Origin of the sequence: Bordetella petrii (assembly GCF_017356245.1) — a bacterium.
In the GTDB taxonomy this organism is placed as follows: domain Bacteria; phylum Pseudomonadota; class Gammaproteobacteria; order Burkholderiales; family Burkholderiaceae_B; genus Bordetella_A; species Bordetella_A petrii_D.
Genome location: NZ_JAFMZZ010000001.1, coordinates 389,454 through 404,871 on the forward strand (window position 1 = coordinate 389,454; position 15,418 = coordinate 404,871).

Here is a 15,418-nt window from a genome sequence, read left to right on the forward strand (position 1 = left end):
GAAGTAAGAGTTAGTTGGTGCCGATCAGCACGAGGTTGCCGTTGCCGTTCTGCACCAGCAGGCCCTGCGGCGTGGTTTGCAGGGGCGAGACAACGGCATCGCCGCCCACCGACATGCGGGCCAGCAGGGTGCCGTCGCTGCGCGACAGGAAGTGGACATAGCCGTCCAGGTCGCCCACGGCCACGGCGCTGCCCAACAGGGCCGGCGAGGTCAGCTTGCGGTTTTTCAACGCGGCCTGCTTCCAGACATTGGTGCCGCTGTCGAGCGCGAAAGCGTTGACCACGCCATGCTGGTCGGGCGCGTAGGCGAACTGGCCATCCAGCGCCATGCCGCTTGCGCTGGAGAAATCTTTGGCCCACAGCGGGCGGCCGCCCTGGGTGACATCGAAGCAGACGATGCGGCCCTGGTACGCCACCGCGCACAGCAGGTTGCCGGCGATGCGCGGCGCGCCGACCACGTCGGTAAGGCGTTCGAGGTCGCTGGCGCCGCGCGGGGTGGCCACGGTGCCTTCCCACTGGACGTTGCCGCTGCCGACGTTGATGGCCAGCAGCTTGCCGCCCGGCAGGCCGGTGATGACCAGGCCTTCGGCCATGACCATTTGCGCGTTGCTGCGCAGGGCCAGGGCCGGCCCCGGGCGCTGCAGGCTCCAGAGGCGCTCGCCGTTTTCGATATTGAACGCCTGGATGCGGTAGTCGCCGCTGCGCACCACGACGGCGCCATAGCCGACCACCGGAGCAATGGAGACGTCGCTGGAAGCCTGCGCTTTCCATTTGACCTTGCCGGTGTCGTCGAAGGCGATGACTTCGCCTAGCGGCGAAGCAACCACGGTAGTGGTGCCGTCGCTGCCGACGCCGGCCGACAGCTTGGTGTCGGCATCGGCTTTCCAGAGCACGCGGCCGCTGGCCAGCTCGAGCTTGGCGACCGAGCCGTCGGGCGTGGCGGCGTAGACCGAGTCGCCCACCACGGCCGGCACGAAGCCGAAGCCGGAACCGCTGCCCACCGACGTGGACCACACGGTGCGCACCGACATGCCGGGCGCGTATTCGGTAAGGGGCGCGGGCTCGTAGCGGTCGTCGTTGCTGGAGAACATCGAGCAGCCGGCCAGCGCGAGCAGGCTGGCGGCCAGGGCGGCGCCGCGCCACACGCGGCCAGGGCGGAAATTAAGCATACGGTCAGGCTCCGCTGAGGGCATCCAGTTTCAATTGCACGGCTTGCCGCAGGGGATCGGCGGCGCCGAGCCCGTCGAGCGCGGCCTGCCATGCCTTGCGGGCATCTTCATGCTTGCCCTGGGCAGCCAGGATATCGCCGCGGCGATCGGCGTACAGGGCGGCGAAAGCCGGCGGCGGGTTGTCGAGCTGCGCCAGGGCGGCGTCGTATTGCTTCTGATCGAGCAGCAGGCCGGCCAGGCGCACGCGCGCCACCGGCTGCAGCGCCGCCTGCTTGGGCTGGCCGGCCAGCCATTCGAGCTGTTCGCGCGCGCCAGCGGCATCGTTCTGCTGTTCGAGCGCGTGGGCGGCGACCAGGGCGCCGCGCGCCGCATAGCCGGTGGACGGGTAGTCGCTGCGCAGGGTCGAAGCCGCGGCCTTGATGCGCACCGCGGCATCAGCGCCGCCCAGGCGAGCCGCGTCTTCCAGGGCCTCGAAATAGCCCATGGCCTGGTTGGCGCGGTGCGACTGGTAGGCCTTCCAGCCCCACCAGCCGCCCCAGGCCAGCGCGGCGATGGCCGCCAGGGTGACCACCAGCGTGCCGTAGCGCGCCCACCAGGCCTTGATTGCGTCGAGTTGTTCCTGTTCTTCGAGATCGTATGCCATGCTAACCCTTGGATTTCAAAACATCGGCCAGACGGTCCAGCGCGACCTGCTGCTGCTCGGCTTCGCCGGCGCGCAGGAACTTGACGCTGGCGGTGCCGGCGGCCACTTCATCGCTGCCAAGAATAACCGCAACACGGGCGCCGCTGGCGTCGGCCCGCTTGAATTGCGATTTGAAGCCGGACGAGCCGGCATGCACGATGACCGACAAACCGGCATCGCGCAGTTGTTCGCCGACGCGCGCGGCCAGGCGCTGCGCATCTTCGCCCTGGTGCACCAGGTAGACCTCGCACTCGGGCACGGGCGTCGGCGGCACGCTCTGTTCCCAGAGGTCGAGCAGGCGCTCCATGCCGATGGCAAAGCCGACCGCGGGCGCGGGCTTGCCGCCCAGCAGCTCGACCAGGCCGTCGTAGCGGCCGCCGCCGCACACCGTGCCCTGGGCGCCCAGGCGGTCGGTGACCCATTCGAAGACGGTCAGGTTGTAGTAGTCGAGCCCGCGCACCAGGCGCGGGTTGAGCCGGTATTCGATGCCGGCATCGGCCAGCAGCTGGCACAGGCCGTCGAAGTGGGCGCGCGATTCGTCGCCCAGGAAATCGAACAGGCGCGGCGCGCTGTCGGCCATGGCCTGCATGGCGGGGTTCTTGGTGTCGAGCACGCGCAGCGGATTGCTGTACAGGCGGCGCTGGCCGTCTTCGTCGAGGATGTCGCGGTGGCGTTCGAGATGCTGGATGAGCGCGGCCCGATGGGCGGCGCGCTCGGCCGGCTGGCCCAGCGAATTCAGTTCCAGGCGCACGTCGGCCAGGCCCAGGCGCTTCCAGAGGCGCGCCAGCATGACGATGAGCTCGGCGTCGACGTCCGGGCCGGCAAAGCCCAGGGCCTCGACGTCGATCTGGTGGAACTGGCGGTAGCGGCCGCGCTGCGGGCGCTCATGGCGGAACACGGGGCCGATGCTGTAGACGCGCTGCGGCCGGTCGTAGAGCAGGTTGTGCTCGATGCTGGCGCGCACCACGCCGGCGGTCATTTCGGGCCGCATGGTGAGCGAATCGCCGTTGAGCGCATCCGTGAAGGTGTACATCTCTTTTTCGACGATGTCGGTGACTTCGCCGATGCCGCGCGCGAACAGGCGCGTGTGCTCGAGTACGGGCGTGCGCACGTTGCGGTAGCCATAGCCGTGCAGCCAGTCGCGCACGATGCCTTCGAATTGTTCCCAGCGCGCGCCGTCGCCGGGCAGTACGTCGTTCATGCCGCGTATGGCGGCGACTTTCTGGAAAGCTTGCGTCATCTTCTTCATGCCGCGACGGCCCGCGCCGCGGGGCGCCTGGCGGCTCAGCCCTTTTTCAGTGTGTGGCCTGCGCGCCGTAGCGGCGCGCGACGTAGTCTTCGACAATGGTCTGGAATTCTTCGGCGATGCGCTCGCCCTTCAGGGTGACCGTGCGCTCGCCGTCGATGAACACCGGCGCCGCCGGCACTTCGCCCGTGCCGGGCAGGCTGATGCCGATATCGGCGTGGCGGCTTTCGCCGGGGCCGTTCACCACGCACCCCATCACCGCGACGTTCATGCTTTCGACGCCTGGATAGCGCGCGCGCCATATCGGCATCTGGCGGCGCAGGTACGACTGGATGCTGTCGGCCAGTTCCTGGAAGAACGTGCTGCTGGTGCGCCCGCAGCCCGGGCAGGCCACAACCATGGGCGTGAACGCCCGCAGGTTCATGGTTTGCAGGATTTCCTGCGCCACGATGACTTCGCGGGCTCGGTCGCCGCCCGGTTCGGGGGTGAGCGAAATGCGGATGGTGTCGCCGATGCCCTGCTGCAGCAGCACCGCCAGCGCCGCCGTCGAGGCGACGATGCCCTTGCTGCCCATGCCCGCTTCGGTCAGGCCCAGGTGCAGCGGGTAATCGCAGCGCGCGGACAGGTCGCGATAGACGGCAATGAGGTCTTGCACGTGGCTGACCTTGCACGACAGGATGATGGCATCGCCGCGCAGGCCGAGTTCTTCGGCGCGCTGCGCATTGCTGATGGCCGAGACCACCAGCGCGTCGCGCATCACGGCCTGGGCTTCCCAGGGCTGCGCGCGGCGGCTGTTTTCGTCCATTTTGCGCGCCATCAGCTCGTGATCGAGACTGCCCCAGTTGACGCCGATGCGCACCGGCTTGTCGTGGCGGCATGCCACTTCGATCATCTGGGCGAAATTGTCGTCGCGCCGCTTGCCGCCGCCCATGTTGCCGGGATTGATGCGGTATTTGGACAGCGCCTGGGCGCAATCGGGAAACTGCGTCAGCAGCTTGTGGCCGTTGTAGTGGAAATCGCCCACCAGCGGCACGGACACGCCCATGCGGTCGAGCTGCTCGCGGATGGCGATGACTTCGCGCGCGGCCTCGGGGGTGTTGACCGTGATGCGCACGAGCTCGGACCCCGCCTGGGCCAGTTCCTTGACCTGGATGGCGGTGGCGATGGGGTCGGCGGTGTCGGTGTTGGTCATGGATTGCACCACGACCGGCGCCGCGCCGCCAATGACGACCTGGCGGTCGCCCCATTTGACGGTGACCGAACGGGTGGGCCGGCGCTGCGCGGCCCCTACTTCGGGCGGCGGAACATCCAGGCAGGGCGGAGACGGCTGTTGCATGCGTACACCGGTATTACGGATTCACCCGGGAAAACCAGGCCGTGGGCAGCCATTCGGCGGGCAGCCAGCCCTGCCAGAACGCATAGACGATCAGCGCGACCAGCAGAACCAGGATGACCAGCAGCCAGCCCCAGGGCATGCCGCCGCGCTCGTCGTCGTGCGGCTGGACCGGCACCGCCATGGGGCGCGGGATGCGGTGTCCCGAGGCGGGCGCCGGCGCGGCGGCGATTTGCGTTTCGAGCGAAGCGACGATGGCCGAGGCATCGGCGTCGAGCAGGCGCGCATAGCTGCGGATCAGCCCGCGCAGCGACACGCCCGACGGCAGCTTGGCCCATTGCTCGTTTTCGAGCGCCTGGATCTGGCGCGACGAGAATTTGATGCGGCTGGAGACTTCCTCGAGCGACCAGCCACGCGCCACGCGCAGCGCCTGCAGCGCCTGGCCCACCGTGGCGGCGTGCGCCTGGGCCTGCACGGGGGATTCGCTTGCGGAAACAGCCGGGTCGAGCTCCTGCGTCATGCCTGCACCTGTGCAATGGGAATGGTACGGCCGGCGTTGCGCTGGGCAACGCGCGTGCGGTCGCGCACTTCGCCGGCCAGTTGGCCGCAGGCCGCGTCGATGTCATCGCCGCGCGTCTTGCGCACCGTGGTGACGATGCCGGCGTCCATCAGCCTTTGCGCGAAGACTTTCACGCGGGCCGACGGCGAACGCTTCAGGCCCGAGGCCGGAAACGGATTGAACGGAATCAGGTTGAGCTTGCAGCGCACCTGGCGGGCCACCTGGATGAGCGCCTTGGCATGCTGGTCGGTATCGTTGATGCCGTCGAGCATGCAGTATTCGAAGGTGATGAAATCGCGCGGCGCGCTGGCCAGATAGCGTTCGCAGGCGGCCAGCAGCTCGGCCAGCGGGTATTTCTTGTTGAGCGGGACCAGTTCATCGCGCAGCGCGTCGGTGGGGGCGTGCAGCGACACGGCCAGCGCCACGGGGCAGTCCCGCGACAGGCGGTCCATCATGGGCACCACGCCCGAGGTGGACACGGTGACCCGGCGGCGCGACAGGCCATAGGCGTTGTCGTCGAGCATGAGGCGCAGGGCGGGCAGCAGCTGGTCGTAGTTGAGCAGGGGCTCGCCCATGCCCATCATGACGACATTGCTGACGACGCGCGTGTCGTCGTTGCCGGCGCCGCCCAGCCGCGCGGTGCCGGCGTCGGCTTCGAGCACGCGCTTGGCCCACCACAGCTGGCCGATGATTTCGCTGGACGTCAGGTTGCGGTTGAAGCCCTGATGCCCGGTGGAACAGAAACGGCAGTTGACCGCGCAGCCCGCCTGGCTGGACACGCACAGCGTGCCGCGGTCGTCTTCGGGGATGAAGACGGTTTCGATGGCGTTGCCCTGCCCCACGTCGAACAGCCACTTGCGGGTGCCGTCGGACGAACGCTGCTCGGTGTTGACCGGCAGCGCCTGGATGCTGCAATGCTGCGCCAGCTGGCCGCGGAAATCGCGCGCCAGGTCGGTCATGGTGTCGAACGAGTCGGCGCCGCGCTGGTGCATCCAGCGCTGCAACTGGCGGGCGCGAAACGGCTTGCCGCCCCATTGTCCGACCAGTTCGGACAGGGCGGCGCCATCAAGGCCCAGCAGGTTGACGCGTTCGGCGGTTTCCATGACGTGCATCAGGCGCAAGCGACCCGGATCAACGGCTGTGGATGTTGATTTCGGGGAAGAAGAACGCGACTTCGACGGCGGCCGTTTCAGCGGCGTCGGAGCCGTGCACGGCGTTGGCATCGATGCTGTCGGCGAAATCGGCGCGGATGGTGCCCGGCGCGGCCTTCTTGGGATCGGTGGCGCCCATCAGGTCGCGGTTTTTCTGGATGGCGCCTTCGCCTTCGAGCACTTGCACGAACACCGGGCCCGACACCATGAAGTCGACCAGGTCTTTGAAGAAGGGGCGTTCTTTGTGCACGGCGTAGAAGCGCTCGGCGTCGGCGCGCGACAATTGCTGCAGGCGCGCGGCGATGACTTTCAGGCCGGCGTTTTCAAAGCGGGCGACGATCTGGCCAATGACGTTCTTGGCAACGGCGTCGGGCTTGATGATCGAGAGAGTGCGTTCGACAGACATGGAAACTCCAAACTGGGTTTGACTGTTTTTCGGTTGATGGTTGCGCGCCACGCAGGCCTGGCCCGGACCGTGGCAACGGTAGGTTGGCCCGCCCCCGGGCGCTGCATTCCGGGACTGGATTCGAGACTGGGCCCTTTCACAAGGTTCCGGAACTTTCCGGCGACCGCCACGGTTTTCTTAAATAGATTAATAAAAACAGGGACTTCTGAAAGGTTTACAGTAACCCGGCATTCTAACACGCCGTCAAGACCCCAATACATCTTAAAATCGCATGTTTGCTTGGCCGCCTATCGGCCCGCCCCCCGCTTTTTTGCCGGAACCCGTAATGACTGACGCTGCAGCCCCGATCCCGCCCGACACCGACCCCGCCGACCTGCCCAAAAGCTTCGAGCCCGCCGAACTCGAGGCGCGCTGGTACGCCGAATGGGAGCGGCGCGGCTACTTCGCCGCTGGCCAGCACGTAAAAACGGGGACCGACCCCCAGCCCTATGTCATCCAGTTCCCTCCCCCCAACGTCACGGGCACGCTGCACATGGGGCATGCGTTCAACCAGACCATCATGGACGGGCTGGTGCGCTACCACCGCATGCGCGGCGACGACACGGTGTTCGTGCCGGGCACCGACCACGCCGGCATCGCCACCCAGATCGTGGTCGAGCGCCGCCTGGACGCCGAGAAGATTTCGCGCCACGACCTCGGCCGCGAGAAATTCGTCGAGAAAGTCTGGGAATGGAAAGAGCAGTCGGGCAATACCATTACCGGCCAGGTGCGCCGCCTGGGCGCGTCGGCCGACTGGCCGCGCGAATACTTCACCATGGACGACCGCATGTCGCGCGGCGTGGTGGAAACCTTCGTGCGCCTGTACCAGCAGGGCCTGATCTACCGCGGCAAGCGGCTGGTCAACTGGGACCCGAAGCTGCTGACCGCCGTCTCCGACCTGGAAGTGCAATCCGAGGAAGTCGACGGCTACATGTGGCACATCCTGTATCCGTTCGTCGACGGCCCCCAGACCATCGTCGACAAAGACGGCCAGACAGTCACCCTGCGCGGCATGACCATCGCCACCACCCGCCCCGAGACCATGCTGGCCGACGGCGCGCTGTGCGTGCACCCGGAAGACCCCCGCTACCAGCACCTGGTGGGCAAGATGGTCGAGCTGCCGCTGTGCGACCGCAATATCCCCATCATTGCCGACGATTTCGTCGACCCGGAGTTCGGCACGGGCTGCGTGAAGATCACCGGCGCCCACGACTTCAACGACTACGCCTGCGCGCTGCGCCACGATCTGCCCCTGATCGTGATCTTCACGCTGGACGCGCACATCAATGAAAATGGGCCGAAGCAGTTCCAGGGCCTGGAGCGCTACGAGGCCCGCAAGGCCGTGGTGGCCCAGCTCGAGGCCGAGCAGTACCTGGTGAAGGTCGAGCCGCACAAGATGATGCAGCCCAAGGGCGACCGCACCGGCGTGGTGCTCGAGCCCATGCTGACCGACCAGTGGTTCGTAGCCATGAGCAAGCCCGCGCCCGAAGGCACGCGGCATCCGGGCAAGAGCATCACCCAGGTGGCGCTCGACGTGGTGGCCGACGGCCGCATCAAGTTCTACCCCGAGAACTGGACCACCATCTACAACCAGTGGCTGAACAACATCCAGGACTGGTGCATCTCGCGGCAACTGTGGTGGGGCCACCAGATCCCCGCCTGGTATTCGGAAGACGGCCAGGTGTTCGTGGCCCATACCGAGGCGCAGGCGCAAGAGCAGGCGCGCGCCGCCGGCGTCGCCGGCCCGCTGACGCGCGACGCCGACGTGCTGGATACCTGGTTCTCGTCGGCGCTGGTGCCCTTCACCACGCTGGGCTGGCCCGAAGACACGTCCGACCTGCGGCGCTACCTGCCGTCCAGCGTCCTGGTCACGGGCTTCGACATCATTTTCTTCTGGGTGGCGCGCATGGTCATGCTGACCACCCACCTGACCGGCCAGATCCCGTTCAAGCACGTGTACGTGCACGGCCTGATCCGCGACGCCGACGGCCAGAAGATGAGCAAGTCCAAGGGCAACACGCTGGATCCGGTCGATCTCATCGACGGCATCGACCTCGATGGCCTGGTGGCCAAGCGCACCTACGGCCTGATGAACCCCAAACAGGCCGGCGCCATCGAAAAAGCCACGCGCCGCCAGTACCCCGACGGCATCCCGGCCTTCGGCACCGACGCGCTGCGCTTCACCATGGCGGCCTACGCCACGCTGGGCCGCAACATCAACTTCGACCTGAAGCGCTGCGAGGGCTACCGCAACTTCTGCAACAAGCTCTGGAATGCCACCCGCTATGTGCTGATGAACACCGAGGGCCACGAACTGGGCGGCGACCAGCCGGCCGAGCTGTCGTTCGCCGACCGCTGGATCGTCAGCCAGCTGCAGGCCCTGGAAGCCGAGGTCGAGCGCGGCTTTGCCGACTACCGCTTCGACAACGTGGCCAATGCCCTGTACCGCTATGTGTGGGATGAATACTGCGACTGGTATGTCGAGCTGGCCAAGGTGCAGATCCAGCAAGGCACGCCGGCCCAGCAGCTGGGCACGCGGCGCACGCTGATCCGCGTGCTGGAGGCCGTGCTGCGGCTGGCGCACCCCATCATTCCGTTCATTACCGAGGCGCTCTGGCAAAAGGTATCGGTGGCGGCCGGCAAGCGCCAGGCCGATGCGGCCGACAGCGTCAGCGTGCAGCCCTACCCGCGCAGCAATGCCGATGCCGTCGACCTCGCAGCCGAAGCCGATGTCGCGGAACTGAAGGCCCAGGTCGAGGCCGTGCGCGCGCTGCGCGGCGAAATGGGCCTGTCGCCCGCCCAGCGGGTGCCGCTGGTGGCGCAGGGCGAGGCCGCCACTTTGCAGCGCAACGGCCCCTACCTGGCGGCGCTGGCCAAGCTGAGCCAGGTCGACGTGGTCGACACCCTGCCCGACGCCGGCGCGCCGGTGCAAGTGGTGGGAACGGCGCGCCTGATGCTGCACGTCGAGATCGACGTGGCAGCCGAACGCGCCCGCCTGGACAAGGAAATCGTGCGCCTCGAGGGCGAGGCGGCCAAGGCGGCCGGCAAGCTGGGCAACGCCAGCTTCGTCGAGCGCGCGCCGGCCGCCGTGGTCGAGCAGGAAAAGGCCAGGCTGGCGCAGTTCAATGAAACCCTGGCCAAGGTGCGCGAACAGCGCGTCAAGCTGGGCTGATCCGCGATGCCGGGGCCGGCGCGGCCCCGGCCGGTTCAGAACGAGTAGGTCAGGCCCAGCGAGCCGAACGCGCTGGTTTCACGCTCGACAATGGGGCTGTCGCGCGCGTCGCCCAGCAGCGTGTTGACGCCCACCGTCGTGATAACGGCCCAGTCTTTGTTCAGGCTGTAGCGCCAGTTGGCGAACAGCGCCGCCGACTTGAAACCAGCCGAGGCCGAATACGGTTTCAGGCCGGCTTCGCTGTCGGCGGCCTGCGAGCGGGTTACGCCGAACCAGGTCTGCATGTCGTCGTGGCTGGCCCACAGGGTGCTGGCGCCCACGGTGACGATGTGGCGGCTGGACTGCAGCACCCGGTAGCTGGTGCGCAGTTCCAGCGTGCCTCCGTAGCCGCTGCGCATGGCCTGGCGATAGGCGGCACCCAGCGAGAACCGGCCGGGATGCCATTCCATGTAGGCGCCGTACACGCCATGGAAGTCGATATCGCCCAGGCCCTTGATCCTGTCGGCGTCGTCATCGTCGCGTCCCAGGCTCATGCCCAGGAACAGCCCGGCCGTCACATCCTGCGCCAGATCCCATTTCAGGCCCGTGGCGGGCAGCCCGGCGCGCGGCGAAATGAAAAAATTGCCGTTTTCGTAGTTGATCAGCGGCACCGGCAAGAAGCGGTAATCTTTGGCGCCGTCGTATTCGGGCAGGAAGGCGGCCCCCGCGCCGATGAAATTCTGCGCCTGCGCGCCCTGGCCGGCCGCCGCACCCAGCAGGGCCAAGGCGGCCACGCACTGCATTCCGCGTTGCATTGCAATTCCTTTTAATATCGGCGGGCCGCGCCATGCGGCCCCAGCCTTCGGTTCGGAATTGTGCCGGCAGGGTTTTAAATAGTTTTTAATGGCCATGCGGCATACTGCGCGGCACGGCCCCAATGGACGAAAACGCGTGCACATACTCCTGGTGGAAGACGACTCCATGCTGGGCATGGCCATGCAGGCCGGCCTGGCGCAAAAGCTCGACGCCACGGTCGACTGGGCGCGCGACGCCGCCGAGGCTCGCCTGGCGCTGGCCGGGTCCGCGTATGCGGCCGTGTTGCTGGACGTCGGCCTGCCCGGCGAATCGGGCTTATCGGTGCTGCGCGCCCTGCGGGCCCGCTACGACGCCACGCCCGTCCTGCTGGTTACCGCGCGCGACCAGCTGAGCGAGCGCATCGGCGGCCTGGATGCCGGCGCCGACGACTACATCGTCAAGCCCTTCCAGCTCGACGAACTGCTGGCGCGCCTGCGGGCGGTGCTGCGCCGCAGCCGCAATCGCGTCACGCCGCTGCTGGCCTGCGCAGGCGTCACCCTGGACCCGGCCACGCGGCAGGTGCGGCGCGACGGCGCCGAAGTCACGCTCAGCCAGCACGAATACCTGACGTTGCTGGCGCTGATGGAGCGCCCGGGGCGCAGCATGACGCGCGAGCAGCTGGAAGACGCCGTCTACGGCGGACACGGCACCATCGAAAGCAATACCATCGCGGTCTATGTGCACCAGCTGCGCCGCAAACTGGGCGATCACATCATCGCTACCGTGCATGGCTATGGCTATCGGCTCGGCGAGGCATCCGATTGCCTTCCCTGAAACGCCGCTTGCTGCTGGGCCTGCTGCTGGCCCTGGCGGTCAACTGGGCGAGCTGGTTCGCCTGGTTCGCCTACGAGCAGGGGCGCACCCAGACCGGCGTCTGGGACCAGAAGCTGCATGAAGTGGCCAACGTCGCGATGCGTTCGCTGCCGCTCTCGCTGACCGAGGCCAAAGGGCCCATCGGCTTCGAACCCGACGATGGCGGCAAGATGTCGTTCGACACTCAGATCAATTTCCAGATCTGGACGCGAGACGGCAGCCGCCAGCTGGCGCGCTCTCCGGGCGCGCCGGCCAAGCCCTTGAACGACCGCTTCGAAAACGGCTATGCCGACGTGACGGTCAACGGCCAGCCATGGCGCATGTATGCCTCCAGCGACGTGGACAACCGGATCCAGATCCAGGTCGGCATCGCGCTGGCGGACCGGCGCGCCGAGTTTCGCGACTGGCTGTGGCAAGGCCTGAAAGCATCGGCGCTGCTGTTCCTGCTGCTGACGCTGACACTGCACTTTGTGGTCAACCGCACCCTGGCCCGCCTGGACGGGCTGCGCGCCGCCCTGCTGTCGCGCGACCCCTTCGACCTGGCCCCGCTGCCGCACGAAGGCATGCCCGCCGAACTGCAGCCGCTGATCGTGTCGGTCAACCGCCTGCTGGCCCGGCTGGAAACCGCCATGAACCGCGAGCGCCGCTTCATCGCCGATGCGGCGCATGAACTGCGCACGCCGCTGGCGGCCCTGACCACCCACGCCGAACTGGCGCGCGACGCCAGCGAAAGTGGCTCGCGCCAGTTGGCGCTGGACGGGCTGCTGGCGGTCGCGCGCCGCGCCACGCGGCTGTCCGAGCAACTGCTGGACCAGGCCCGCCTGGATGCGATCGAGCGGTGCCCCGCCACGCCGGTCGACCTGGCCGCGCTGATATCGATGTGCGTGCGCGACTACGAATCGGCGGCCCGCGGCAAGCGGCAGCGCATCATCCTGGACACTCAGGCCTGTGTCGTGAACGGCGATATCGACGCCATCGGCATCCTGGTCAGCAACCTGATGGACAACGCGGTGCGGTACACGCCCGAAGGCGGCTGCATCGAAGTGCGCTGCGCCCCCGCCCCCGGCGGCGGCGCCCTGCTGAGTGTGGCCGACAGCGGGCCGGGCGTGCCGCAAGCCGAATGGCCGCGCCTGTTCGAGCGCTTTTACCGCAGCCGCGGCGCCAGCGGCGGCCCGCGCGGCAGCGGCATCGGCTTGGCGCTGGTGGCGCAGATCGCCCGCCTGCATGGCGGAACAGCCTGGTGCACCGCCGGGCTGGACGGCCGCGGGCTGGGGGTGTCGGTCCGGCTGGGCGGAAAGCGGCGCTAGACCCCGCCGTCGTTCATGCGGTACCAGGCCACCACGGCATTGACATATACGCGCCGCAAGCCATACAGCGGGAAACCCTTGATGGGGGTCAGCGGCACCGGCAGGGCATCCGGGCCGTCGCCAGCGGTATAGGCCGCCAGCGCGCGGCCCATGGCGGTCTGCAGGCCTACGCCCCGCCCCTGGCAGCCGATGTCGATCAGCAGGCCGGGCTCCGGTTCATGCAGGTGCGGCAGGTAATCGCGGGTAACCGCCACGCGGCCGCACCAGCGGTATTCGAACGGCATGCCGGCCGCCTGCGGAAACAGCTTGGCCAGCACGCGTTCCAGGTGCGCCCAATCCTGCGCCCCCCTGGGCTCGCGGAACGGGCCGCGGCCGCCCATCAACAGCCGGCCTTGATGGTCCAGCCGGAAATACAGCAGCAGGTTGCGCGTGTCCGAACACACGCCGCCCTTCGGGAAAATCATGGCCCGTACGTCGTCGGGCAGCGGCTGTGTGGCCACCTGGAAGGTATTGGCATCGATGATGGATTGCCGCAGCCCAGGCCACAGGCTTGCGCCATAGGCGTTGGTGCACATCACGACGCGCTGCGCCGTCACCTGGCCGCCGCCGGCCGTGGCGGCCACCCACCGGCCGCCGTCGCGCCGCAGGGCCGTGACCGGCGTGTCGGTATGCACGCGGGCCCCCGCCGCCAGCGCGGCCCGGGCCAGCCCGCGCACATAGCTCAGGGGCTGGATGGCGCCGGCGCGCGGGTCGATCCAGCCCCCCAGGTAGCGGTCGGTGCCGGTCAGCGCGGCCACCTGCGCCTTGTCCAGGCAGCGGGCGGCCACGCCGCGGCGCGCCCACTGTTCGGCCCGCGCCTGCGCGACGCGCAGCGCCTGCGGCGTGTGCGCCCCCTGGATCCAGCCGGCGCGTTCGCGCGGCACGTCCATGCCATACCGCTCGATCAGGCCGAACACCATGTCGGCCGTGCCGCCGGCGAACTGCACCAGGCGCTCGCCGCGTTCCGCGCCATACATGCGTACGAGATCGTCGGGATCGTACTTCAGCCCGGGGATCACCTGCCCGCCGTTGCGGCCCGAGCCGCCGAAGCCGATCTCGCGGGCTTCGAGCAGCAGTGTGTCGACGCCGCGCTCGGCCAGGTGCAGCGCGGTGCTCAGCCCGGCATATCCGCCGCCGATGACCAGCACGTCGGCCTGCGCCGACCCCGGCAGCGCCGCGGTATCGGGCGGCGGGGCCGCCGTGGCGGCCCACAGGGAATGCGACAGCGGATATGGCGCTTGCGCCATGGCGGCTCCTTACATGGGATGCAGCACGCGGTGCAGGAAATCCTGCGTGCGCGGATGCTGCGGTTGGTTCAGCACTTCGCGGGCGGCGCCCTGCTCTACCACCACGCCGCCGTCGATGAACAGGACGCGGTCGGCCACTTCGCGGGCGAAGCTCATTTCGTGGGTCACGACGACCATGGTCATGCCCGCCTCGGCCAGCTTGCGCATCACGCCCAGCACATCGCCCACCAGCTCGGGGTCGAGCGCCGAAGTGGGCTCGTCGAACAGAATGGCCTTGGGCTGCATGGCCAGGGCGCGGGCGATGGCCACGCGCTGCTGCTGGCCGCCCGAAAGCTGCGGCGGATGGGCGTTTTCCTTGTCGGCCAGCCCCACGCTGGCCAGCAGTTCGCGGCCGCGCTCGATGGCCTGGGCGCGCGGCTCTTTCTTGACGAAAACCGGGCCCTCGATGACGTTTTCCAATGCCGTGCGATGCGGGAACAGATTGAAGCGTTGGAACACCATCGACACCTGCGTGCGGATCGACACAATGGACGGCGCGTCGCAATCGACCCGCTCGCCATCGATGGTGATGGCGCCGCTGCTGTAGCGTTCCAGCCCGTTGATACAGCGCAGGATGGTCGATTTTCCCGAACCCGACGGCCCGATCACGCACACGACCTCGCCCTTGCTGACCTCGGCATCGATGCCTTTCAGGACCTCGAGCTTGCCGAAGCTTTTGTGCACATCTTTCAGCAGGATCATTTGGGTGCACTCCTTTTTTCCAGGTGGCGCACGAACAGGATGAGCGGCACGCACATGATCAGGTACATCAGGGCAACCAGGGTGAACACCGTGGCGTTCTTGAACGTGGACACCGCGATCAGCTTGCCCTGCAGGGCCAGTTCGGCCACCGTGATGGTGGAGGCCTGCGAGGAATCTTTCAGCATCATGATCATGATGTTGCCATAGGGCGGCAACACGATCTTCACCGCCTGGGGCAGCACCACGCGCCGCATGGTCATGCTCCAGCTCATGCCCATGGCCATGGCGGCCTCGACCTGGCCGCGGTCGATGGCCTCGATGCCGGCGCGGAAGTTCTCGGCCTGGTAGGCCGAATACGCGATGCCCAGGCCGATGATGGCCGCCTGCACGGCCGTCAGCGCGATGCCCATGTCGGGCATCACGAAATAGATATAGAACAGCAGCACGATGATGGGGATACCGCGCAGCACATTGATCATGCCGGCGCTGAATTTGGCCAACGGCCTGATGCCGGACACGCGCATCAGGGCCCATACCATCCCCAGCAGCGTCGACAGCAGCAGCGACCCGAAAGTCACCAGGATTGTCAGCGTGGCGCCCTGCAGCAGTATGGGCAGGAACTCGCGCGCGTCTTTGAAAAACTCCATCATCGTTCGGTCCATCCTTGTCGGGTAAGTGGAA

At 67.7% G+C, this 15,418-nt stretch carries 14 protein-coding genes; 3 read left to right on the forward strand and 11 right to left on the reverse strand.

Annotation, left to right across the window (positions count from 1 at the left end; genetic code table 11):
* Nucleotides 1–10: 10 nt before the first annotated feature.
* The 7 genes from bamB to ndk are packed head-to-tail and all read right to left on the reverse strand — an operon-like array spanning nucleotide 11 to nucleotide 6,545.
* Nucleotides 11–1,168, reverse strand: coding sequence for an outer membrane protein assembly factor BamB (gene bamB / locus J2P76_RS01950; RefSeq protein ID WP_207404126.1), 1,158 nt, complete (start codon nucleotides 1,166–1,168; stop codon nucleotides 11–13).
* A 4-nt stretch (nucleotides 1,169–1,172) separates the two neighbouring features.
* Entirely contained in the window at nucleotides 1,173–1,811 is a 639-nt protein-coding gene (locus J2P76_RS01955; RefSeq protein WP_207404128.1) for a YfgM family protein, read from the reverse strand.
* Between the two features lies 1 nt (nucleotide 1,812).
* Nucleotides 1,813–3,090 (reverse strand): histidine--tRNA ligase, encoded by a 1,278-nt coding sequence (gene hisS / locus J2P76_RS01960; RefSeq protein WP_207404130.1) that lies wholly within the window; start codon nucleotides 3,088–3,090, stop codon nucleotides 1,813–1,815.
* A gap of 55 nt (nucleotides 3,091–3,145) precedes the next feature.
* On the reverse strand, nucleotides 3,146–4,432 hold the full coding sequence (gene ispG, locus J2P76_RS01965) for a flavodoxin-dependent (E)-4-hydroxy-3-methylbut-2-enyl-diphosphate synthase (RefSeq protein WP_207404132.1): 1,287 nt from the start codon (nucleotides 4,430–4,432) through the stop codon (nucleotides 3,146–3,148).
* Nucleotides 4,433–4,445: 13 nt separating this feature from the next.
* A complete protein-coding gene (locus tag J2P76_RS01970; protein WP_207404134.1) occupies nucleotides 4,446–4,949 on the reverse strand; it encodes a helix-turn-helix domain-containing protein in 504 nt (167 codons plus the stop codon).
* On the reverse strand, nucleotides 4,946–6,091 hold the full coding sequence (gene rlmN, locus J2P76_RS01975; RefSeq protein ID WP_207404136.1) for a 23S rRNA (adenine(2503)-C(2))-methyltransferase RlmN: 1,146 nt from the start codon (nucleotides 6,089–6,091) through the stop codon (nucleotides 4,946–4,948). The genes J2P76_RS01970 and rlmN overlap by 4 nt, the downstream gene beginning before the upstream one ends.
* 28 nt (nucleotides 6,092–6,119) lie before the next feature.
* A complete protein-coding gene (gene ndk, locus J2P76_RS01980) occupies nucleotides 6,120–6,545 on the reverse strand; it encodes a nucleoside-diphosphate kinase (RefSeq protein WP_207404138.1) in 426 nt (141 codons plus the stop codon).
* Between the two features lie 325 nt (nucleotides 6,546–6,870).
* Here ndk and J2P76_RS01985 point away from each other — a divergent pair, with 325 nt between their 5' ends.
* The gene (locus tag J2P76_RS01985; protein ID WP_207404139.1) at nucleotides 6,871–9,756 is read left to right on the forward strand and encodes a valine--tRNA ligase; all 2,886 of its coding nucleotides are present in this window, start codon (nucleotides 6,871–6,873) and stop codon (nucleotides 9,754–9,756) included.
* A gap of 35 nt (nucleotides 9,757–9,791) precedes the next feature.
* On the opposite strand, the gene J2P76_RS01990 is transcribed toward J2P76_RS01985, so the two are convergent.
* Nucleotides 9,792–10,550, reverse strand: a complete 759-nt coding sequence (locus J2P76_RS01990) for a MipA/OmpV family protein (RefSeq protein WP_207404141.1) — start codon at nucleotides 10,548–10,550, stop codon at nucleotides 9,792–9,794.
* Nucleotides 10,551–10,686: 136 nt separating this feature from the next.
* Here J2P76_RS01990 and J2P76_RS01995 point away from each other — a divergent pair, with 136 nt between their 5' ends.
* Complete coding sequence (locus tag J2P76_RS01995; protein WP_207404143.1) at nucleotides 10,687–11,364, forward strand: response regulator; 678 nt, start codon at nucleotides 10,687–10,689, stop codon at nucleotides 11,362–11,364.
* The gene (locus J2P76_RS02000) at nucleotides 11,352–12,710 is read left to right on the forward strand and encodes a sensor histidine kinase (protein ID WP_207404144.1); all 1,359 of its coding nucleotides are present in this window, start codon (nucleotides 11,352–11,354) and stop codon (nucleotides 12,708–12,710) included. The genes J2P76_RS01995 and J2P76_RS02000 overlap by 13 nt, the downstream gene beginning before the upstream one ends.
* Here J2P76_RS02000 and J2P76_RS02005 read toward each other — a convergent pair.
* From J2P76_RS02005 to J2P76_RS02015, 3 genes are read right to left on the reverse strand one after another with little or no spacing between them, the layout of a single operon-like run.
* Entirely contained in the window at nucleotides 12,707–13,996 is a 1,290-nt protein-coding gene (locus tag J2P76_RS02005; protein WP_207404145.1) for an NAD(P)/FAD-dependent oxidoreductase, read from the reverse strand. The two genes, J2P76_RS02000 and J2P76_RS02005, sit on opposite strands and share 4 nt — an antisense overlap.
* 9 nt (nucleotides 13,997–14,005) lie before the next feature.
* Nucleotides 14,006–14,737 carry an amino acid ABC transporter ATP-binding protein gene (locus J2P76_RS02010; RefSeq protein ID WP_207404146.1) on the reverse strand — a complete coding sequence of 244 codons (732 nt, stop codon included), beginning with the start codon at nucleotides 14,735–14,737 and terminating at the stop codon, nucleotides 14,006–14,008.
* Nucleotides 14,734–15,387, reverse strand: a complete 654-nt coding sequence (locus tag J2P76_RS02015) for an amino acid ABC transporter permease (protein ID WP_207404147.1) — start codon at nucleotides 15,385–15,387, stop codon at nucleotides 14,734–14,736. The genes J2P76_RS02010 and J2P76_RS02015 overlap by 4 nt, the downstream gene beginning before the upstream one ends.
* Between the last annotated feature and the right edge of the window lie 31 nt (nucleotides 15,388–15,418).